This window comes from Actinosynnema sp. NPDC050436 (assembly GCF_040655415.1).
In the GTDB taxonomy this organism is placed as follows: domain Bacteria; phylum Actinomycetota; class Actinomycetes; order Mycobacteriales; family Pseudonocardiaceae; genus Actinosynnema.
Map to the genome: position 1 here is coordinate 501,581 of NZ_JBFAJV010000004.1, position 16,699 is coordinate 518,279.

Annotated in this window: 10 protein-coding genes; 4 read left to right on the forward strand and 6 right to left on the reverse strand. The window is 74.4% G+C overall.

The features are described 5' to 3' along the window. Window positions 1–59: 59 nt before the first annotated feature. Window positions 60–3,134: a BTAD domain-containing putative transcriptional regulator gene (locus tag AB0I60_RS14700; RefSeq protein WP_360729619.1), complete on the reverse strand. Its 3,075-nt coding sequence runs from the start codon at window positions 3,132–3,134 to the stop codon at window positions 60–62. A 129-nt stretch (window positions 3,135–3,263) separates the two neighbouring features. On the opposite strand from AB0I60_RS14700, the gene AB0I60_RS14705 reads away from it, so the two are divergent. Continuing rightward, on the forward strand, window positions 3,264–4,109 hold the full coding sequence (locus tag AB0I60_RS14705; protein WP_360729622.1) for a hypothetical protein: 846 nt from the start codon (window positions 3,264–3,266) through the stop codon (window positions 4,107–4,109). A gap of 49 nt (window positions 4,110–4,158) precedes the next feature. Next, a complete protein-coding gene (locus AB0I60_RS14710; protein WP_360729625.1) occupies window positions 4,159–4,566 on the forward strand; it encodes a hypothetical protein in 408 nt (135 codons plus the stop codon). Window positions 4,567–4,649: 83 nt separating this feature from the next. Here the strand turns inward: AB0I60_RS14710 and AB0I60_RS14715 are convergent, their stop codons facing one another. From AB0I60_RS14715 to AB0I60_RS14730, 4 genes are all read right to left on the reverse strand, one after another. Then, window positions 4,650–5,009 carry an STAS domain-containing protein gene (locus AB0I60_RS14715; protein WP_360729626.1) on the reverse strand — a complete coding sequence of 120 codons (360 nt, stop codon included), beginning with the start codon at window positions 5,007–5,009 and terminating at the stop codon, window positions 4,650–4,652. Then, window positions 5,006–6,055 carry a B12-binding domain-containing protein gene (locus AB0I60_RS14720; RefSeq protein WP_360729629.1) on the reverse strand — a complete coding sequence of 350 codons (1,050 nt, stop codon included), beginning with the start codon at window positions 6,053–6,055 and terminating at the stop codon, window positions 5,006–5,008. Before AB0I60_RS14720 ends, AB0I60_RS14715 begins: the two co-directional genes overlap by 4 nt. After that, a complete protein-coding gene (locus tag AB0I60_RS14725; protein ID WP_360729632.1) occupies window positions 6,052–7,599 on the reverse strand; it encodes a GAF domain-containing SpoIIE family protein phosphatase in 1,548 nt (515 codons plus the stop codon). Before AB0I60_RS14725 ends, AB0I60_RS14720 begins: the two co-directional genes overlap by 4 nt. Before the next feature lie 192 nt (window positions 7,600–7,791). Then, complete coding sequence (locus AB0I60_RS14730) at window positions 7,792–8,364, reverse strand: hypothetical protein (RefSeq protein WP_360729634.1); 573 nt, start codon at window positions 8,362–8,364, stop codon at window positions 7,792–7,794. Between the two features lie 273 nt (window positions 8,365–8,637). Between AB0I60_RS14730 and AB0I60_RS14735 the strand changes: the two genes are divergently transcribed. Further along, entirely contained in the window at window positions 8,638–10,047 is a 1,410-nt protein-coding gene (locus AB0I60_RS14735) for a hypothetical protein (RefSeq protein ID WP_360729637.1), read from the forward strand. After that, on the forward strand, window positions 10,044–15,860 hold the full coding sequence (locus AB0I60_RS14740; RefSeq protein WP_360729640.1) for an OST-HTH/LOTUS domain-containing protein: 5,817 nt from the start codon (window positions 10,044–10,046) through the stop codon (window positions 15,858–15,860). The genes AB0I60_RS14735 and AB0I60_RS14740 overlap by 4 nt, the downstream gene beginning before the upstream one ends. Window positions 15,861–15,918: 58 nt before the next feature. Here the strand turns inward: AB0I60_RS14740 and AB0I60_RS14745 are convergent, their stop codons facing one another. Further along, window positions 15,919–16,410, reverse strand: coding sequence for a hypothetical protein (locus tag AB0I60_RS14745; RefSeq protein WP_360729642.1), 492 nt, complete (start codon window positions 16,408–16,410; stop codon window positions 15,919–15,921). Between the last annotated feature and the right edge of the window lie 289 nt (window positions 16,411–16,699).

A 16,699-nucleotide genomic window follows, 5' to 3' on the forward strand; every position in this document is an offset into this window, starting at 1 on the left:
TCTGCGCACCCTGTCAGGCAGACTCCGCGCACCCGTTCAGGCCGACTGCGCGGCAGCGGTCAGGTCGGTTCTGCGGCGGCCATCAGCCCTTCCACTTTGCGCGCGGCGGCGGTGCGCCGTTGGGCGCGGTAGAGGTCGAGCGCCTCGCGCCAGGCCGCTCCCGCCTCGCGGGCGCGTCCCCGGGCCTGCTCGGACTCGCCGAGCTGGGTCAGCACGCTCGCTTCGATGTAGCTGTGGTTGAGCCGGCGGCACAGGGTCAGGGCCTCGTGGCAGTACCGCACCGCCTCCGCGTAGTCGCCGGAGCGGTGGGCCAGGAAGCCGAGGCTCTTCAGCGTGTGCGCGGCACCGTCGACGTGGTCGTGTCGGCGGCACAGCGCGAGCGCGGCCTCGCAGTGCGCCCGCCCCAGCTCGTAGCTGCCCAGGTGCGCGTGGGCCCAGCCGATGCAGTTGAGCATGTCGGCCTGCCACTGCGGCCGGTCGAGCCGGCGGTAGAGCGCCAGCGCGCAGGTGGCGTGCAGCACCACGCGTTCGTGGTGGCCCCGGCGGTCGTGCAGCCACGCCAACGAGTTGTGCGCGTGCGCCTCCTCCGTCGTCTCGCCCTGCCCGGCCGCCAGGTCGACCGCGCGTTCCAGGTGCTCCGTGGCGGTGGCGAGGTCGCCGACGCCGGCGCAGGCGTCACCGAACGACCGGTGCGCGAGCAGTTGCGCGGCGGGGTCGCCGAGCCGGCCGGTCTCGGCCAGCGCGACCCGCCACACGTCGACGGTGTCGTGGTGCTTGCCGGCCCGCCACTGGTACACGCCGATCAGCCGCGCCAGGTGCCAGCTCGACGGTCCGGGCAGGCGCTGCGCGGCGAGCAGGCACGCGTACTCGTCGGTGTACCAGGCCATCGCCGAGGCGACGTCGGCGTGCGCCACGCAGCCCGCCGGCGCGGGCCCGGCGGTGAGCGGCGGGCGGTGCGGGTAGAGCCACCGGTCGGCGGCCAGCGCGCTGTGCAGGTAGAAGTCGGTGATCAGGGCCGTGCCCCGGGCGCGTTCCGCCGCGCCCCCGAGTTCGAGGGCGTGCAGCTTGGTCAGGTCGTGCATCCGGAACCGGCCGGGCCGGTGCTCCTGCACGAGGTTCACCGCGCACAGGACGGCCAGGTCGGCCCGGTCGGCCCGGACGCCGGCGAGGTCCGCCGCCTGCTCGCCCGCACCGGCGGGACGCGCGGGCGCATCCCCGCTGTCGGCGGGACGCTCACCCGGGTCGGCACCGCCGGCGGGACGCCCGCCGGTCTCGGCGCGGCCGTCGAGGCGGGCGACGGGGCAGGCGCTGCCGGCGAGGTACGCGGGTGAGCCGTTGCTGCCGGCGCGGTACCCGTGCGAGCCCGCGCTGCCGGCTCGGTGCTCGCCGGGGTTGGCGCGGTGCACGGACGGGTCGACGTTGCCGGCGAGGCAGGACACGGCGTCGGCGCCGATGTCCGGGCCGGGTGCGAGGGCCATCAGCCGGAACGTGCGGGCAGCCCGCTCCGGCAGTGCCCGGTACGACGTGGCGAGCACGCTGCGCAGGTCGACGGCGGCCTCGCCCGCGTCCAGCGCGTCGAGCCGGGCGGCACGCAGCTCGCCGACCAGGGCGGCGAGCGGCAGGTCGGGCGAGGTCGCCACGCGCGCGGCCACGATGCCGAGGGCGAGCGGCAGGCCCGCGCAGTGCCGCACCAGCTCGATCGCGGCGTCGGGCTCGCCGGCGAGCCTGGCCTCCCCGAGGTGGCTCGCGGCGATGGCGCGCGCCTCGGCGTCGTCCAGCACGTCGAGGCCGACGACGACGGCACCGTGCGCGCCGACCAGGCCGGGCAGCCGGTTGCGGCTGGTGAGCACGGCCGTGCAGCCGCCGCCGGGCAGCAGCGGGACGGCGTGGGCCGAGTCGCGCACGTTGTCGAGCACGACGAGCATCCGCTTGTCGGCGGTCAGGCTGCGGTAGAGGGCGGCCTGCGCCTGCGGGTCCGACGGCATCTCGGCGTGTTCCACGCCCAGTGCCTCCAGGAAGGCCCGCACCGCCACCTCGGCGGCGACGGGGGCCGAGGCGGGGTCGAAACCGCGCAGGTCGAAGTAGAGCTGGCCGTCCGGGAACCGGTCGGTGTTGCGGTGCGCCCAGTGCAGGGCGAGCCACGTCTTGCCCATGCCCCCGGCACCGCACACCGCGATCACGCGTCCTGCGTCCAGGGCCGCGAGCTGCTCGTGACGTCCGACGAACAGCGCGGGGTCGGCGGGCAGTTGGCGCGGCACCGACGAGGTGACCGGTTCGACCTCCCGCCGCAGCACCCGCAACTGGGCCTGGGCGAGTTCCGCGCCGGGCTCGACGCCGAGGTCGTCGAGCAGCCTGCGTCGGAGGCCGGCGTGCACGGCCAGCGCCTCCCCTTGCTGCCCGGCGGCGGTGAGCGCGAGCATCAGCCGCGCGTGCAGCCCCTCGTGCCACTGCTCGTCGGGGGCGAGCCGCCGCAGCCACGACACGGCGGTCTCCGGGTCGCCGGAGGCCATCGCCTGGTCGGCGCGGGCGAGCGTGGCGGCGAGCCTGCGCCCGGTGACGGCGACCGCCCGGGGCAACGACCGCAGCTCCTCGGGCAACGGCCCGCGCCAGCAGTGCAGCGCCTCGTCCCACCGCTGCCGCGCGGCCAGGGCGTCGAAGGTGAGCAGGTCGAGTTCGCGGGTCTCGACGCGCAGCGCGTACCCGGCGCCGTCCAGGCCCTCGACCCGGTCGCCGACCAGCTTGCGCAGCCGGGACGCGTACCCGTGCAGCAGCTCTCGCCACGTCGCCGGCGGCGCGTCGCCCCACAGCACGTCCACGATGTCGCCGAACGCGACGTTCTCGTTGGCGTGCAACGCGAGCAGGCCCAGCAGCGCGCGGACCTTGGCCGGTCGCGGGCCGACGCCGTCCACCACCACCGGCCCGAGCACGCCGATCCCGACCGGGCCGCCCCGGCGCTCGATCGCCCGGGCGAGCTGCAACAGCGAGGCGCGGCGCGGGCGCACCGCGCCCTGTTCGATCCCGCGCACGGTGCGCACGCTGACCGAGGCCAGCTCGGCCAGCTCGCGCTGGGTGAGGCCGGCCCGGACGCGGTTCGCGCGCAGCCCGGTGCGGAACGACTCCAGGTCGTCCTCCATACCGCTCCCCCGATCCCCCGACCGGCTCCCCCACCGGCAATGTTGCCGCCGTCGATCTTGCCGGTCGCAGCAGGCCGAGTCGACCCGCGCACAGGATTTCTCCCAGTCGCCCTCCGTAGCGTTCCGGTCATGAGACGAGCACGGGGGGTGCTCGGCGTGATCGTGCTGGCGGCCACGACGTGGCTGGCCGGGTGCGGTTCCGCCGAGCTGTCGGGCGAGGTCACCGAAGCCGACCTGGAGACGCTGCACGCGGCCGAGCAGGTCCTGATGCGCGACTGCATGAAGAGGGCGGGGTTCGACTACACGGTCGCGCAACTGCACCCGGTGCCGGACGACCGGCAGTTCCCGTACGTCATCGACGACGTGGCGTGGGCGCGGGCGCACGGCTACGGCGGCGACATCCAGCGGCAGTTGTCCTCGGTGAAGGAGAACGAGCCCAACCGGCGGTACTTCGACGGCCTGTCCACGGCGCGCAAGTCCGCCTACCTCAACGCCGCCAACGGGCAACGCGCCGAGGGGATCACCGCGACCTCGCCGGAGGGCACCGTCTACACCCGCAGCGACCGCAGTTGCACCAGCAAGGCCGAAGAGGCGCTGTACGGGGACGCGCAGGCGTGGTTCCAGGCCCGCGTCACCACCGACGCGCTCGTCCTGATGCGGCACGACGAAGTGAAGGCCGATCCGCGCTTCGCCGAGGCGGTCGTCCCGTGGTCGACGTGCATGACCGCCGCCGGGCACGCGTTCGGCAGTCCGCAGGAGCTGCGCGCCGGGCTGCCGCCGGACGCCGTGGAGACCGCGCTGGCCGTGGCGGAGGCGACCTGCGCCGTCGACTCCGGCCTGGCGGCCCGGCTCCGGGAGCTGGACGAGCACCACCGGATCGCGCTCGAAGACCGCTTCCGGTCCGATGTGGACAATCAGCGGCAGATGCGCCTGGAGGCCCTGCCGCGCGCCCGCGACATCACCGCGGGCTCCTGATCGCAGGCCCTGCGGGCCTGTCGCACGAAACATCCGAGAGGGGAACGAGATGGGCAAGATCCGCAGCATCTTCGTGGGCGTGGCGGTCGCGGTGCTCGCGCTGACCGGCACGGTCACGGCGAACGCCGAACCCGCCCAGGTGGACGAGGCGAGGGTGTTGGAGGCCGGCTACTTCCACGCCTACCGGGACAACCACTTCCAGAACGAGTGCAAGCGCTGGCTGTACGACTCCTCGAACTGGGGTCAGTGCGCGAACCAGGCGTCGTCGGTGTGGAACGACGGCATCCCGGGCAACCTCGACGACGTCTGGGTCTACCGCAACTTCAACAGCGACACCCCGGGGCGCGGCATCTACCGGGGGACCAAGATCGCGGTGCTGGGCGCCCTGAACTTCGACGGCACGAACGTGTCGATGGACAACGAGATCGTCCGGCACAAGTGGGTCAACCTGCCGTGAGGCACTGAGGGGGCCGGTCGCGGACTTCGGTTCGCGGCCGGCCTCGCCCGTTCCGCACCCGACCCGGTCCGCCCGGGGCGGGGTCAGGACCGGGGGCGCTGCTCGCGGCCGGGCGCGGCGTCGGTGGTGAGGTGGTGGTAGGTGTTCGTGCGGCGCAGCAGCCGGTCCAGGAACGCGGGCCGGTCGTCCAGGCGGAGCGTGGCACCGGCTGCGGCGACCGTGCGGTGGACGGCCAGGAGCAGCGACAGGCCGTGCGAGTCGCAGTAGGTCAAGGCGGAGCAGTCCACCGCTATCACGGCCGGGCGGTGCAGGGCGAGCACCCGCCGCACCACGGTGAGCAGTTCCTCGCCCACGTCGTAGACGAGGTCCCCGGCCAGCGACACGGCGGCCAGGTCGGCGTCGGTGGAGGAGAGGGTGCAGGTCAGGTGCTGCGCTCTGGTCATGCGTCGGGTCCAGGCTCGGTGTCGGGGGTGGTCCGGGTGATCGCGGCTCGGGCCTCGTGGAGCAGGCGGGTGGCACGCGGGAAGTCGCGCAGTTCGGTGGCCAGCAGGTCGAGCGCCGGGACGAGGAAAGCGGTCCGCACGCCGCGCACGGCCAGGATGTCGGCGGTCCACGTGAGGTAGCCGGTCAGCAGCGAGGTGTCGTCCAGGTAGAGCGCCGTGCACAGGTAGTCGACGATGTGCGCGAGGTCCTCGGGCGTGTGCCCGGTCCCGTGGCCGGCCCGGTCCAGGCCCGCGTGCACGGACCGCACCAGCCGCCTCCCGGAGCGCGCGACCAGCGTGTACTCCTGGTCGGCCAGGTGCGGCAGGTCGTCGATGGGCTGGTGGGCGTCCTGCCGCCGCAGCGGCGCTCCCCGGGCCAGCAGGTCGGCCGCCGTCCGGGCGTCGGGTGCCCACAGGTCCGCGCCGAGCCGCCGGGCGTAGCGACCGCCCGGCCCGAACGCGCTGCCGCCGACCAGCACGGGCGTCCCGGCGGCCTGGCAGGCGGTGATGGTCGCGTGCGCGGTGGGCAGCCTCGGCGCGAGCGAGCCGGACAGCGCCACCGCCTCGGGCCCGGTGGTGTGCAGGTGGGTGATCAGGTGCGGGGTCGGGATCTGCGCGCCGAGGTAGTCGACGCGGAAGCCGCGCAGCGCCAGCACCTCCGCGAGCAGCCGGGCCGGCAGCGCGTGCCACTCGCCGTCCACGCAGGCCACCGCGATCCGGGCCCGGTGCGGGCGGGGGTAGTGGACCGTCGCGCTCAACTGCGCGATGACCCGCTCGTTGATGGCGGTGGCGGCGTGCTCCTGGGCGACGGTGAGCCGGTCGGCCGCCCACTCCGCGCCGACCTTGCGCTGCACGCCGCCGATGACGTCGAGCAGCACCGACTCCGGGTCGAGCCCGTCGTCCAGGGCGCGGCGGACCACGTGCCCGGCGGCGTGGTCGTCGCCGACGACGACCGCGTCCCACAGCGCGTCGGCGGTCTGCTGGGCCAGGTCTGCCGTCACGGTCACGTGGTGTACCGCCCTCGTCCGTGCCCGCCGACGGCGGTCAGGTGCTGCCCGCGCGGCGCGGTGACCGCCAGCAGGGCGATGTCGTCGTGGCCCCCGTCCCCGATCCACTCGGCGGCGACCATGTGGACGTGCTCGGCCACGGCCTCGGCGGGCATCCCCGCGCACGAGGCCAGCACGGTGCGCAGCCGCTCCTCGCCGAACATCTCGCCGCCCAGCGGGCCGCCCACGGCCTCGGTGATGCCGTCGGTGTAGAGCAGGCACGTCTCGCCGGGCGCGAGCACGACCTCCGCCGTGGTGGAGGTGATGTCGGACAGCACGCCGATCAGCGTCCCGGTCGTGGGCACCTCCTCGACCACGCCGTTGGCCCGCACGACCAGCGGCGGCAGGTGGCCGCCGGAGGTCAGCCGCAGGCGCACGCCGGCGGTGGAGCGGGCCACCGACGCCAGCACGAGCGTGACGAACCGGGTGGAGTGCCTGCTCAGCAGCGCGTCGTTGAGCAGCGAGAGCACCCGGGAGTGGTCGTCGGACATGGGCAGCAGCGCCTGCACCACGCCCCGCACCTTGCCGGTCATGACGGCCGCTTCCAGCCCCTTGCCGCACACGTCGCCGAGCACGGCCAGCAGGTCGTCGCCCTCGACGCCGACCGGGTGGACGTCGTAGAAGTCGCCGCCGACCCGCTCGGTGTCCGACGCCGCGCGGTAGCGGCCGGCGAACTCGACGCCGTCGACCCGGCGCAGCACGGGCGGCAGCAGGTCGCGGGTCAGGATCTCGGTGATGGACGCCTGGGCGGCGAACAGCCGGGCGGCGGACATCGCCGAGCCGGCGCGCGCGGCGAACAGCCGGGCGAACACCTCTTCGTCCTCGGTGTACGCCTGGTGCCGGCTGCGGCGCAGGAGCACCAGCGCGCCGGCGGGCACGCCGTGGCCGGGCAGCGGGGTGATCACGATGGAGCCGATCTCGCCGAACTCCTCGGTGACCAGCCAGTCGGGCGCGGAACCGGGGTCGATCCACCGCGACGGCACGGGCGGGAAGCCCTGCAACGCCTCGGCCAGCCCCGTGACCTCCTCGGGCTCGATCGCGAGCCGGTCGTGCACCGGGGTCCCGCCCCGGGTGCACCGGGTGACCGGGAACTCCCGGCCGCTGCCGGGCGCGATGACCAGGGCGGCGTCGGCCAGGTGATCGGCCGCGAGCTGGGCGGTGAGCTGCCGGCAGCGGTCCGGGTTGAGCGAGGTGAGCAGCGCGGACGAGACCTTGCTCAGCAGGGCGGTGCGCTCCCGCTCGACGCGCAACTGCTCGCGCGCCAGGTCAACGTCTGTGCTGTCGACCAGCCACCAGGTGACCGAGCCGTCGGCGTGGGCGGCGGGGTGCGCCTCGAAGCTGCGTTCCCCGATCCTGCCGGACACCGGTCCGCGCGCGCCGGCGGTGAACGCCCCGTGCGCGTCCGCCAGCCACGCGGACCCCTCGCGCAGCGGCCTGCCGGGGACGACTCCGGGCAACAGCCGTTCGGCGGCGGCGTTGACCGCGCTCACCGCCTCGCCGGCCACGACCACCCCGGGGTAGGGGGCTCCGCGCCAGCCCGTGTCCGCAGGAACGTCCTGCCGGACTGCGTGCTCGGTCTCCACCACAATGCACGGACGCCCGTGTCGGGGCCCTCCACCTCACAGAACTTGGTTGCCGGACGGCAATGATTGTAGTCCCCCGGCCGTTCTCCCCGCACGAAGACCATCCGCCCCGGTTCAGGCCCCTGCGGGGCCGGCGCGGAAGTCCAGACCGGCCGTGCCGCGCTTCCAGGCCAGCGCGAGCGGGGCCAGCAGCACCGCGTACGCGACCGCCGGCACGGCGACCCACCCGCTCAGGTGAGCAGCGGATTTGACGAGCATGAGCGCCGTGTAGGCGACGTAGACGACGCCGACTCCCCCGTACGCGACGACGATGGCGACGCGGTTCCACCACTCGGCGGTGTGCACGTTGGTCGCCCGCTCGCTGGCGGTGACCCCGATGTGGTCCGGGTCGACGCCGTCGTCGGTGGCGGTGGCGGCCAGCAGCGCGCGCTCCAGGCTGAGGATCGACCGCGCCCGGACCGCCGCGAGGGCGACCAGTTGCGAGTGGAAGGCGGCGATGCAGACCAGCGGGAAGGGCAGCAGCGCGATGGCCCAGCCCAGGAGGTCCAGCTTGTCGTAGAAGGCGACCGTGCCGACGAGGTAGGTCACGGCGGCGCCCATGGTGGCGAGGCTGACCGTGAAGGTGCCCGCCCGGTCGGCGCGGTCGGACTGGTAGATGGCGGTCAGCACGGCCAAGCGGTCGACCATCGTTGAGCGTCCCCCCGGGAGTTGAGCGTCGATCAGGTGCGGCACGGCATTGCCGGCTGGTCGGCGCGCGTCGCGCGGCCCGCCGGGGTGATGATCGTAAGGCGGATCAGGTCGGGATTCGCCGACCTCCGGGAGGGACGGACCCGACGACCGGCTTGCTGCCGGACGTTTCCCCGAATGGAGCAGTCGCAACCGGCAACTCCGGCCTGCCGTGCGGCTAATCTTGAGCGTCCGCGCCACCGCCCCGGCGCGGGTGCGTGGAGGTGGAGGACGTTGGCGGACCCCGACGCATTACCCGTTTCGCACGACGCCGTCGTCGTGGTGCCGGGCATCCTGGGGAGCGCCCTGTACGACACCGTGCAGCGGCGGCACATCTGGGGCGTCGACAGCCTCCGCTGGTACTGGCGGGCGTGGACCCGCGGTGACGGGCTGCACGGCCTCGCGCTGGACGAGGACGAGCGGGAGGGCCGCTACGGCCGGGTGGTGCCCACCAAGGTGATCCAGGCTCCGGCGTGGGCCCCGGTCCTCGGCGCCGTCGACCCGTACACGGGGCTGCTCGCGACCGTGCGCTCCGTGGTGGCCGACCCGGCGGCGGTCCTGGAGTTCGCCTACGACTGGCGGCTCCCGGTGGAGCACAACGCGGCGCTGCTCGCCGAGCGGATGGCAGGCCACCTCGCGGCGTGGCGGCACAACGACGCCCAGCTCAGGGCCCGCCGCCGGCACCCGGAGGGCCGGCCCGCGCAGCTCGTGGTCATCGCCCACTCGATGGGCGGCCTGCTGGCCCAGGCGCTGGCGCTCATCCCCGGGGCGACCGCCGACGTCCGGTCCACGATCACGATCGGCACCCCGTTCTACGGGTCGGTCCGGGCGGCGCTCATCCTCGGCACGGGCCGTGGCGCGCGGCCACCGCTGCCGCCCGCCCGCCTCCAGGCCGCCGCGCGCACGATGCCCGGCCTGCACGACCTCCTGCCCACCTACCGCTGCGTGCACGCGCCGGCCGGGCCGGCCCCGCTGACCCCGGCCGACGTCGAGGCCATCGGCGGGGACCTCGCCCTCGCCACGGAGTCGCGCGCCTTCCACAAGAGGCTGGACCAGCGGCCCCTGGTCGGGCACCACTCGGTGGTCGGCGTCGCGCAGAAGACCGCGCAGGGCGTGGTGCTGCGCGACGGCCTGGTCGAAGCGGTCACCGAGTCCTTCCGCTACGGGCCCGGCGGAACCGTCACGGTCGAGGAGCAGGCGGGCGACGGGACCGTCCACTGGGAGTCGGCCGCCCTGCTCAAGGACCACCACCGGTTCGCCCAGGCCCACGGGCGGCTGGCGTCGATGCGCGAGGTGCTGTCCCTGGTGACGGACCTGGTCACCAGGCCGGGCGACCGCCCGCGTCCCCTGATGGGCGACGAGGCGGTCGGCCTCGGGATCGGCGTGCCCGACACCGCCGTCGTCGGCACCCCCGTGCCGGTCGAGGTCTCCCGGATCGACGCGCAGGTCACGGCGTTCGAGCTGACCGGCGACCGGCCCGACGACGAGGTCGACGTCGCCGAGCCCGACTGGGAGGACGGCGTCCCGGTGGCCCGCCTCTCCCTGCCGAGACCGGGCCTGTACCGGGTGGAGGCGGACGGCGGCAGCACCTCCCCGGTCAGCCACACCGTCCTGGTGACGGAGCCCGCCGGGGCGGCGGGGTGACGGCACGCCCGCTGCGCTTCTTCCCCCTGGCGTACGGGAAGTACAACAGCCCCTCCTGGCAGGACTTCGACGCCGACGGCGAAGCGGCGGCCGTGGCCGAGCTGCTGGCGGACTTCACCCTGGAAGTCGTCGATTGGGACGTCCCCGCCGAGCAGCGGGGCCTGGACAGCACCACCGACCGGCTGGCCGAGCTGGCGAAGCTCGACAAGCCCTCGGACACCTTCCTGTACTGCGTCAGCCACGGCACGGGCGTGGGCGCCAAGAGCAAGGTCATGATCGCCGGCGGCCGGTCGGACCGGTGGATCGAGCCCGGCTTGCTCGCGGACGCCCTCGTGGACCTGCTCAAGGGCCCTCACGCGGTCGACTCCTGGACGATCGTCGTCGTGGACGCCTGCAAGTCCGCGCAGTTCGTGCAGGCGCTCAGCAGCATCCTGAGCACGAAGATCCCGCCGGGCCGCAGCGTCCTGCTGATCGCCACCACGGTCGAGGGCGGCCCCCGGCTCGGTGCCTTCCGGGAAGCCCTGGCGCACATCATGCAGACGACCCACCGGGTGTCCGACATCCGGCTGATCGACCTGGGCGCGGAGTTGCAGGACAAGCTCCGGCACGGCGCGTGGGCCACCCTGCTGCCACTGGGCAACCAGGTGCTGACCAGGCGTGACGTGGTGCCCACCGGCGTGGACATGGACGTCTTCCCCCGGCTGAAGGCGGCGTTGGCGCGGCTGCCCCAGAGCGAGAAGGCGCACTTCCTGCCCAAGGCCCAAGGCGGCGAGTTCAACGAGATCGCCTGGTACTTCCAGGGCCGCACGGAGGAGCGGCGGCGGATCTCGGCGTGGCTGCGCGGGGCCGCGCACGGGATGCTGGTGGTGACCGGTCCCGCCGGCAGCGGCAAGTCCGCGCTGCTGGGCAACGTGGTCGAGCTGAGCCGCCCGTGGCTGTGGCGCGTGCTCGTGGAGTCCGAGCTGATCGAGACGGTGCCGGCACCGGACCGCCCGCCGGACGAGGTGTTCGACGCCGTCATCCACCTGACGGGCTGGACCGCCACCAAGCTGGTCACCCAGCTCACCACGGCCTTCAAGCTCGCACCGCCGGCACCCGAGGCGGCGCTGGGCGAGCGGGTGCGCGCGCTGCTGGCCGCGCTGGACGGCGACGACCGGACGCGGACGATCCTGATCGACGCGCTGGACGAGGCCCAGCAGCCGCTGCTGATCGCGCGCGAGGTCATCGCGCCGCTGGCCGCCGCCCGGGGCACCCGGGTGCTGGTCGGCACCCGCGCGTCCACCTCGGAGGGCCCGGACCACCCGGCCCCGGACTCGCACGACCTCATCGTCGCGCTGGGACCGGCGACGCAGGTCGAGGTCGAGGCGGACCCGGCCGCCGTGGCCGGCTACATCACCAAGCGGCTGCGCGCCCAGCTCACCGACCCCCGCGCGCGGCGGCGGATCGGGGAGGTCGCCGAGCTGATCGGCGGGCAGAAGCGGCACTTCCTCTACGCCCGGCTCGCCGTGCACGAGCTGCTCGCGGGCTCGCTGGACGACCCCGAGGCGGTGGCGGACCTGCTCAGCCGCGACCACCGCGACCTGTTCGCGGTGGCCGTCGCCCGGCTCACCGCCCAGAGCCCGGCGTTCGGCCCGCTGCTGCACGCCCTGGGCGTCGCGCGCGGTCGCGGCCTGCCGGTCCTCGGCGGCGTCTGGGCGCACGTCGCCCAGGCACTGGCACCCGGCACGCCCATCACCGACTTCGACGTCAACGACCTGATCGACGCGGCGAGCCCGTACATCACGGTCGACATCGAGCACGGCGACACCGTCTACCGCCTCTCGCACGCCACCTTCGCCGAGCACTACCGCGACGTCCCCGACGAGCACCTCACCGTCTTCCGCGCCCTGCTCGCGCTCGTCGCGGACGACCCGCGCGAGCAGCTCACCGCCTACATCTGCGAGTACCTGGCCGCGCACGCCGCAATCGCGGGCCCCGAAGCGTGGCGGGAACTGGCCGCCGACACGTGGACGCTCGACCGGCTCTCCCCCGTCGCCGTCGCCGCCAACGCCATGCGCTCCCTGTTCGGCCGGCACCCGATCCCGCCGTCGATCCGCGCGGTCATCGGCGCGCAGCACATCCTCCAGCCGCTGCGGCCCGCCGAGCGCCTGGGCAACCGCCAGCTCGCCGAGGCGCACTTCGCGGGCGTCACCCACCCGCTGCCCCGGCCGGACGGGCACGAGTTCCCCGGCCGCTGGCGGGTCGGCTGGGCGGACCTGGCCCAGGCGTCGCTGACCATGGTGCTCAACCGCCCGCAGCGGACCGTGCGCGGGCTGGCGGTGGTGCGCGGCCCCGGCCGGACGTCGCTGCTGGCCGTGTCCGCCGGGGACGCCGTCGAGCTGTGGGACCCGATCGAGGGCCGCCGGCTCGACGGCCCGCTGTCCGCCGACGACTCGCCGGTCGAGTGCCTGGTGTCGTTCACCGGCCACGACGGCACGCCGTACGTCGTGACCGCGCACGAAGACGCGCGGCTGCTCGTCTGGGACCCGCTGGAGCGCGCCGTGCGCCAGGAGCTGGTCGACGCCGCCGCCGAGCCGACGCCCGTCCGGGCCGTGGCCGTGCTGGAGCTGCCCGCCGGCGGGCCGGAGCTGGTCGCCGCCCACGCGGACGGGACGATCAGCCGGTGGGACCCGTCCACCGGCCTCCTGGTCGCCCGCCTGCCGGCGGTCACCGACCAGGAGGTCCTGCGGATCGCCGCCTACTCCGACGACTCGGGAGCGCCGCGCGTGGCGGTCGCCACCCCCGACGGCCGCGTCCACGTGCACTCCCTCACCGACGCCGACGCGGCGGGCGAACTCGTCATGGAGGGCGCCCGGTCCCAGCTCGCGGCGGCCCTGCTCGCCTACACCTCCTCGACCGGCCGGGCGATGCTGGCGTGCGGCGACGGTGAGCGCAACGTCGTGCTCGTCGACGGGACCACCCTCGAACCGCGCACCCGGCCGCTGCGGCACCACTCGAAGGTCCAGGCCGTGGCGGCGGTGTTCGACGCGGACGGCGGCCTGCTGCTCGCCACGGGCGGCGTCAACCAGCTCATCCGCCTGTGGGACGAGAGCACCGGCGAACCGGTCGGCGGGCCGCTGAGCGGCCACAGCGGCGGCGTCTCGTCGCTGGTGGCGGTCACCTCGCCGGACGGCCGGCGGGACATGCTCACCTCCGGCGGCACCGACGGCACCATCAGGATCTGGGACGTCGGCGACCTGCGCGGCAAGAGCGGCGGGCGCACCGCGCCGGACCCGTTCACCTCCGTGGTCCCGATCGTCGACCCCGACGGCCGACAGCGCGTCGTCGCGGCCGGGCCGGACGGCCTGCGCATGTGGAACCCGCAGACCGACTGGACCGCGCAGTTCGTCGAGACGCTGAGCACGACCGGCACGCCGTTCGTGCGGAAGACCACCTGGCACGACGGCCGGGAGCTGCTGCTGACGCCCGAGGCCGACGGCGCGGTGCGCCTGTGGGACCCGTTCCCGGAGCGCGCCGAGGAGTACCACGCCGAGGTCGAGCCCGTCGCACCCCCGGAACCCGGGATCCGCAGGCCGGACCACTGGATCATGGCCGGCGCGACCGCCGACGGCACCGTGCGCCTGTGGGACGGCCCCGGCTCCGCGACCCCGCTCGCGGAGACCGCGGCGGACCGGCGGATCACCGCGCTGGCGGTGTGGCAGACGGCGGGTCGCCCGGTCGTGTTCACCGGCCACCCGGACGGCGTGGTCCACCAGTGGGACCCCGCCGCCGAGAAGCAGGTCACCGAGGTGACGTCCTACCCGGGGCAGGTGTCCGGCATCGCCGCGCTCGCCGTGCGGGGCAGGGGGGTCGTGCTGGCGAGCCTGGTCGGGGACGGCCTCCGTCTGGTCGAGGTCACCACGGGCGAACCGCTGCCGCCGCCGGCCTCCGCCTCGCCCGTCGCCGCCTTCTGCGCGCTGGACGGCCCGGCCGGGCTGGCGGTGGGGACCAGGGACGGGGCGCTGCGGGTGTGGGACGTGGAGTCCGCCGAGTTCGTGATGGGACCGGTGGCCGCGCACGAGGGCCGGCTCTTCGCGGTGGCGGCCGTGCCCACCACGACCGGCCCGCTCGTGGCGACCTCCGGGGTCGACGGCTTCGTGCGCTTCTGGGACCCCGCCACCGGGAGCGCGCAGGGCGGGTTCCACCTCGACGGGCCGCCCCCGCACGACCTCGTCGCGTTCCCCGACGACGACGGCCGGACCCTGCTGGCCGTGGCCGCCGGCAACACCGTGCGCGTGTGGGCCCCGGACGGCACGCCCGCCTCCCCCGTCTACACGGCCCGGTCGCGGGTGTCCGCGCTGGCCCAGGTGACCGGTCCCGGCGACAAGCTGCTGCTCGCCATCGGCGGGACCGGCGGCCGTGGCGAGCTGTGGGACCCCGGGTCGGGCTTCACCGGGGACGAGTGGGCGCAGGGCGACAGCAAGACGTTCGTGGCCGTGTTCCCGGTCCACGCGGACGACGAGTCGGGCCGGGCGCACCGCGAGGACAAGTCCACCGTGGTGCGCTACCCGCCGCCCGCCGAGCACAGGTCCCCGACGGAACTGGCCGCGTTCCCCGGCGACAACCCCACCCTCATCGCCGCGCACGCCGACCACCTGCACGTGTTCGACCTCGAAAGCGGCGAGTTCCTGTACCAGGTCGGGCACAGCAGCTCGGTCCTGCCGATCACCTCGCTCGCGGGCTTCCGCAGCGATCGCGGGTGGCGGCTGGCCGTCGTCAGGGGACGGCGGCTCCAGGTGTACGACGACACCTCGGCGACGTGGGCGACGATGACGGCGGGTCTGCCCAACCTGATCGTCGACGTCGTCGTCCGGAGTGCCGGGGAGCACAACTCGCTCCTGCTGGTCGACGGGAGCGGAACCCTCTTCGAGTACCTCCCCGACGAGCCGGGGACCCCGCTGCGCCCGTTGCTCAAGGCCGGGCCGGCGCGGGTGCGGGGGCTGATCGCGCTCGAAGACGACGTCGTGGTGACGGCGGGCGCGGACGGCGTACTGGATTTCTGGCACGTGGCAACGCTCTCCCACCTCGGGGAGATCCGCCTGGAGACCGCAGTCGCCACGGTGACCCGCAGCGCGGACGACATCGTGGTGAACACGGGCACCGGCGTCCTGGAGGTCGAGTTCTCCGGCCTCCTGGGGGCTGCGCGCCCGTACGGGACGAAACCCTCCCAGCGGACGGCGGACCGCCTGCCGGAACTACCGGACGACAGCGACCCGGAGACGGTGATCACGGACTTCATCGAGTCCCGGGAGGACTCCAACGGGTGGGTGCTGCTGTCCGACGTCGGCGCACACCTCCAGTCCGTGCTGCCCAACTTCTCGCCCAGGAACCACGGTTACACCAAGCTCCGCTACCTGATCGAGAGCTACGGGAAGTTCACGGTGGTGAACAGGCCCCCGGCCCCGGGCAAGGGCCCGGCCCACTTCGTCAGCCTGCGCGTCCCGACGTTCCGCTACGGCGACGGCACAGCCGAGTGGAACCACCCACCCGCCCCGGCCAAGCGGACCTTCTCGGTGGCACCGGCCGACCAGGAGGAGACCGACGCGGTCTTCGCCACGATCTCCGACATCGTCGCCGGCACGGCGGACGCCCAGGGCTGGGCGCTGCTGAGCACGGTCGGCCACCTGCTGCACCTGCAGATCCCGGACTTCAAAGCCAGCCGCCACGGCTACGCCAAGCTGGCCGCCCTGATCGAGAGCTCGGACGCCTTCGCACTCGAATACCGGGACCGCGACCCGTCCGGCGTGGCAGTCGTCTACATCCGCTGCCGGTAGACCCACCGCGCAGCGATAGGTCCACCCGACCAGGACCGGTGTCCACACGCGACCCGGCTCAGCGACAAGCCAGCCACTCGTCCCCCTGCTTCACCAGCTTGATCGTCCGGTCCGGGCCGAGGAGGGCGACGGGGATCGGCGCTTCCATCGCGTCGAGCCCCGATTGCGCCTCCGGCGACAGGTCGTCCGGGATGCCCTCGACCTCGACCTCCAGCACACCGGTCGCCGTCGTGTCTGCCCGGTCCCGGACCTCCTTGGCGGTGAGCCGGTAGCGGATGTCGGCCAGGCGCGGGTCGAGCTGCGCGGCCTCGACCTTCTTCGCCGCCAGTGTCCGCGAGTCGCTCCACTGCTCCGGGCACACGACCTCGCGCACCGCTTCGTCGTCCCCGGCGTCGGCCGCTTCGGCCAGGGCCTTCAACGCCGCGTCCGGCCCACCCCCCGGCGTGCTCGCGGAAGGCGTGTCCACAGCGGGTGTGCTCGCGGGCGGTGTGCTCCCGCAAGCGGTGAGCACGAGCACTACGGCGGCGGCAAGGGGTAAGCGCAGAGTCATTGTCCCGATGGTAGTGACGATCACCGTTGCGCAGGGCTGGAATGTTCCGCCCACGGCCCGTCCACGGCCCGTCCACCGGGCGCAAGAGCCACTGTTGTGACAGGGGTATGCCATTCCGCTACAGGTGGAAAAACCCGACCATCGTAGGTACTGGCGGGCGTCATCCCGGACTTAGCTTGCCCACGGGTGCGTTCCAGCATCCGGGAAACCCCCGGTCGGCCGGCCGGGACCGGGTGCGGTGACGCGGGCAGGACTCCTGCCGACCCCGGTCCGCGCGGCGTGTCCGCAC

What these genes read in the sequence shown, in the direction of transcription:
- AB0I60_RS14700 (WP_360729619.1), bottom strand. Translation starts at nt 3,134, where the DNA reads ATGGAGGACGACCTGGAGTCGTTCCGCACCGGGCTGCGCGCGAACCGC.
- AB0I60_RS14705 (WP_360729622.1), top strand. Translation starts at nt 3,264, where the DNA reads ATGAGACGAGCACGGGGGGTGCTCGGCGTGATCGTGCTGGCGGCCACG.
- AB0I60_RS14710 (WP_360729625.1), top strand. Translation starts at nt 4,159, where the DNA reads ATGGGCAAGATCCGCAGCATCTTCGTGGGCGTGGCGGTCGCGGTGCTC.
- AB0I60_RS14715 (WP_360729626.1), bottom strand. Translation starts at nt 5,009, where the DNA reads ATGACCAGAGCGCAGCACCTGACCTGCACCCTCTCCTCCACCGACGCC.
- AB0I60_RS14730 (WP_360729634.1), bottom strand. Translation starts at nt 8,364, where the DNA reads ATGGTCGACCGCTTGGCCGTGCTGACCGCCATCTACCAGTCCGACCGC.
- AB0I60_RS14745 (WP_360729642.1), bottom strand. Translation starts at nt 16,410, where the DNA reads ATGACTCTGCGCTTACCCCTTGCCGCCGCCGTAGTGCTCGTGCTCACC.